The sequence below is a fragment of the Paenarthrobacter sp. genome, assembly GCF_031180005.1.
In the GTDB taxonomy this organism is placed as follows: Bacteria; Actinomycetota; Actinomycetes; order Actinomycetales; family Micrococcaceae; genus Arthrobacter.
In genome coordinates, this window is record NZ_JAPSHI010000063.1 from 1 (window position 1) to 4159 (window position 4159).

General features: G+C 62.0%; 5 protein-coding genes and 1 tRNA gene. 2 read left to right on the top strand and 4 right to left on the bottom strand.

Annotation, left to right across the window (positions count from 1 at the left end):
- Positions 1-42 precede the first annotated feature (42 nt).
- Positions 43-125: transfer RNA gene (locus RIF72_RS19875), tRNA-Leu, on the top strand.
- Positions 126-999: 874 nt separating this feature from the next.
- Here RIF72_RS19875 and RIF72_RS19880 read toward each other — a convergent pair.
- The 4 genes from RIF72_RS19880 to RIF72_RS19895 form a co-directional block, all read right to left on the bottom strand.
- Entirely contained in the window at positions 1000-1443 is a 444-nt protein-coding gene (locus tag RIF72_RS19880) for a hypothetical protein (protein WP_309076508.1), read from the bottom strand.
- Between the two features lie 14 nt (positions 1444-1457).
- Positions 1458-1718, bottom strand: coding sequence for a hypothetical protein (locus tag RIF72_RS19885; RefSeq protein WP_309076509.1), 261 nt, complete (start codon positions 1716-1718; stop codon positions 1458-1460).
- Entirely contained in the window at positions 1715-2548 is an 834-nt protein-coding gene (locus RIF72_RS19890) for a hypothetical protein (protein WP_309076510.1), read from the bottom strand. The genes RIF72_RS19885 and RIF72_RS19890 overlap by 4 nt, the downstream gene beginning before the upstream one ends.
- A 335-nt stretch (positions 2549-2883) precedes the next feature.
- Positions 2884-3480 (bottom strand): XRE family transcriptional regulator, encoded by a 597-nt coding sequence (locus RIF72_RS19895; protein ID WP_309076511.1) that lies wholly within the window; start codon positions 3478-3480, stop codon positions 2884-2886.
- A 78-nt stretch (positions 3481-3558) separates the two neighbouring features.
- Between RIF72_RS19895 and RIF72_RS19900 the strand changes: the two genes are divergently transcribed.
- On the top strand, positions 3559-4159 hold a 601-nt coding region (locus tag RIF72_RS19900; RefSeq protein ID WP_309076512.1), incomplete at its 3' end, for an NAD(P)/FAD-dependent oxidoreductase.

Genomic DNA, 4159 nt, shown 5'->3' on the forward strand with positions numbered 1-4159 from the left:
CGCGAAACGCTGAAAGGCGGAAACGGTTTCCGAATACCACCTGCGCGGGTGGCGGAATGGCAGACGCGCTAGCTTGAGGTGCTAGTCCTCGAAAGGGGGTGGGGGTTCAAGTCCCCCTCCGCGCACAAGGGAAGCCCCGGAAAATCATTGATTTTCCGGGGCTTTTTTGTTTCTCCACTCATTCGAACGGTGTTTTCACTCACGCGGGTGTCAACATGCGTCACCCGCAATGGGGATCGACGCAGAGTGGATTTGTGGCATACAGAGACTCGAGACAACGCAAAAGTGCCACCTCGGAACCCCGGATGCCACCAGGGTTGAGTATCGGGACACTGTCTTTAAGACCATTGCAGATGTACACGGCCTCATATTGGCCGCCTTCAACTCCATCGTCAGAGACAAGCGTCGCACCGACAAGCCGTTAATGTGTGTTCTTGAACACAGCAAATATCGCCATCGACCATCGCCGCGCTTGGGACGCTTGGGCGTGGCAGGCAAAAAAGGACTTATTCCCGCGACTCATTGGAACCGTGTCCGGACTGCCCAGGAAAAGTCGCTGTCGGCATCGGGGTTCCGGTGGCAGACCAGTTTCGACGGCAGTGCTCCGGCGACTTCAAAGCGTGCCGTACCGTGCTCCACGACGACACGCCCGTGCTTGTTGCCCTCCAGCGCGTGGGGGTTTCCATTGCTGCTCTTCGCGCCTCGGTCAGGGTGTCGATGCCCTGACCGTTGACAGCCCATTCGGAACTCACTTTGGCCTTAAGGGCCACGAGCCGCCAAGCTATAACGAATTGAGCGCCTGCGAGGTAGCCGCCCATCCATACCCGTGCCGCCGACGGCGTAATGCCAGGCCTCAGTCCGGGTTTTGGTGCCAGCAGTGGTGTTCCTGTTCAGGCTTCCATTTTCCGGGGCCTTAGCCGCGGATCTTGTCATCGAAGTGATCTCCCAAGCCACCCACTCCCGAAGCTGATTAGTACTCCAGGCCGGTGTGGTGACAGCTCAAGCCACCACCACCCATTCGTCCGTGTAGTCGGAAAAGGGCGGCCCGTCGGGGCAGTCAACAGATGTAGCGGTTGATGACCCCGACTTCAGCCTGAACCGGACGCAGGCGCTGACGGTGCGCTGCTTGGCCCACCAGCCGCCGCTGGTCGTCAGGTGCTCCCGGTAGTAGTGCTCCGTGAAGAAGTCACCGTTGGAGTCCCAACCGAAGGTGTATGGGTTGCCGGGGCCCTCAAGCTTTGAAGCCACCAGGTCCCGGTCGGAGGTGTCCGTGAATGCCGTGAACCGGATGAACCAGTCCTTGCCTTCGGCCGCTTTTTCGCGGATGGCGTTGCGGCCCGTCTCCTCGATGTTCGGAGCGGCGCACGAGGTCAGGGCCAGCACAATGACAACCACGCCGAACACCCAGCGTTTAGTCTTTCCGCGCGAACTAAATTGGTACATCGAAAGACCAGCCCCTACGAGTTCCGCAGGAACCAGGACCGCCCACGACGCAGCGCCACAGCCAGATTGCTGACGGCGTGATGCGACTCGGCCGTCCCGACGTCGGAAAAGGAACCATTCCCGCCGTACAAGGAAAGTCCGTCGGCGGCCGCCCCGCGGAGACCGCGCGCATCTGTGACATCAGCGAACCGCGCGTCGAACCAGTCAGCAGTCGTTTGTCGCGATTCGTCCTGTTCTGCCTGGGCCACGGAGCGGACTTCTGCAATAGCCGTCATGATTTCTTCCCGGACAGCTTCAACCTCTTCGTGCGGCTACTCATAAACGTTCCTGCAACAGGTTGCTCGTGCTTCTGCGTTTGCTGCTTGGACCGAGGCCGGCGCCTCCTCCTGCGGCGCTTGCCCGGACCACTAAACGGGGGCCGGGGCTCGCCCATGCGCGGGCCGGACCAGTAACGTCCGCCGATCAGTATGCCGGCGACGATGCCGTAACCCCACGCGTGTGGAAGGGCCATTTGGTCAGTAGCACCGCCGACGAAAGCCAAGGCAAACCAGACGACAGGCACGATCAGGATGAGGCCGTTCCTGACCTGCAGAGGTGGCGGGAAGCGGAAGAGGACCCAGCCTGCGAGGACTGCTGCAGCGAGAACGGAAACAACCGCCACCGTTGGGGACAGCAGAAATAGCTGCGCGGTACCGATCCCGAGCAGCGCAAGCGCACACACGGCGTTGATCGCCGCCAGGCGCCGGCCGCCCGAGAAGCTGCCGTCAGCTTGACGCCGGTTCGGCTGCTTGAATTCCGTCCCGGCCCGCGGGCCGTGCCACACATATCCTCCGGCGATTGAACCGACGATGAACCCGAGGAACCACGGCCCTGCCGCAGGGACAGCCAGGCTTTCCTCAAGCGAGGTCAGCGTGAGGAAGGTCAGGAACAACGCCCAGAGCATCACATTGAAGGCACGCTCTGACTGCGAGACGACCCGGTAGACAAGAACCGCGGAGACCACCGACAGGGCGAAAAAGAAGGACGCCTCAATCAACCTGTCGCGGAAGAACCATCCGAATACCGCAACCAGCAGTGCAATCAGCGCGCCATGTAAGACGCTCACGTTCCATTGGTCAAATCTCTTCAGCACGGCACTACCCCCAATGGATACAAGGATAGACGCCATCGTGGGCCACACATGTCACCGATGGGATAGGCGCCACGTGCCCCTTTCGTTAGTCCTTACCAGTAATCGGGATAGCTGCTTACCGTGGGAATCGAGCAGGCCCACCCGATAGCTGGCCAGGCCAGGGTTCGCCGCAGGTTGAACTTCGGGATCCTCGGGTGGGATTTCCACCGTGGGGCAGCACCGTTTCGGATGCCGACCGCCGCGCGCCATATCCGTCAGCGGCGGGTTTTTTTGCTGGCGAGCGATCATAGCCACCCGATGAACGCACGCTATTGGCTCTTCTTCCCGGCGGATTTTGCCCGCACAAGCATCCGTTCCCCTTGCCCGCCAAAGACGCTGAGTACTTCGGCGGGCTGGTCCCCTGTGCTGCCGAACCAGTGCGGCACGTGGGTATCGAATTCGGCAACTTCCCCGGGTCCCAAAATCAGGTCATGATCCCCCAGCACCAGCCGCATTCTTCCGGAAAGCACATACAGCCACTCGTACCCCTCGTGCGTCTTCAGCTCAGGATGGATCTTCGAGACCGGGATGACGATCTTGGCGGCCTGCATTCCCCCTGGCTGTCGGGTCAGGGGAATGACGGTGCGGCCATTGGACCCCTTGGGCTTGAGCCTTACACGTGGGTCGCCGACCTCAGGCGCTCCGACCAGGTCATCCAGTGGCACGTTGTATGCCTCAGCCAGCGGAAGGAGCAGTTCCAGGCTTGGGCGGCGCTGGCCTGATTCAAGCCGCGACAGCGTGCTTTTCGATATGCCGGTGGCGGCCGCGAGGGCCATCAACGTCACTCCGCGGTGCGTCCGGAGTCGTTTCAGCCGGGACCCGACCTGGCCAAGGGCTGCCGCTACTGGTAACGACGCTTGCTTCACAGGGCCTATCCAACGCCGCTTTCCCGGAATCAGCAACGTTTGTTGTCGGTACTGGGAAACCCGAAGAGCCTTGAAGGCATGAAGGAATTTGAGGTAGTTGTAGTCGGCGGCGGAGCCGCCGGATTGTCCGCAGCCCTGGTGCTTTCCCGGGCCCGACGCAAGGTCCTGGTGATCGATGCCGGAAATCCTCGGAACGCTCAGGCACCTCACATGCACGGGTTCCTTTCCCGCGACGGGCGGGCCCCCGGGGATCTGCTGGCGGCAGGGCGGGAGGAAGTCCGCGGCTACGGAGGAGAGGTACGCGAGGGTACCGTCACAGAACTTGCGCCGTGCCTGCCAACAGGCTTTAGGCTCCTGCTGGCAGACGGAGGGCAGGTATCGGCCCGCCGGCTGCTTCTGGCCACGGGTTTGCGCGATGTGCTGCCCCGGATTCCAGGTCTCTGGGACCGGTGGGCCCGGGACGTCCTGCACTGCCCGTACTGTCACGGATATGAGGTAAAGGACCAGCAGCTCGGGGTTCTGGGCGGGGCACCGGACGCTGTCCGTCTCACCCAGATCGTCCGGCAGTGGGCCAAGGATGTCATCCTCTTTACCCCTGCCGGTTCCCTGACACCCCTGCAGCGTTCCGAGCTTGTTGCCCGCGCCATCGGAATCGTCGAAGGCGAGGTACAGCAGGTCC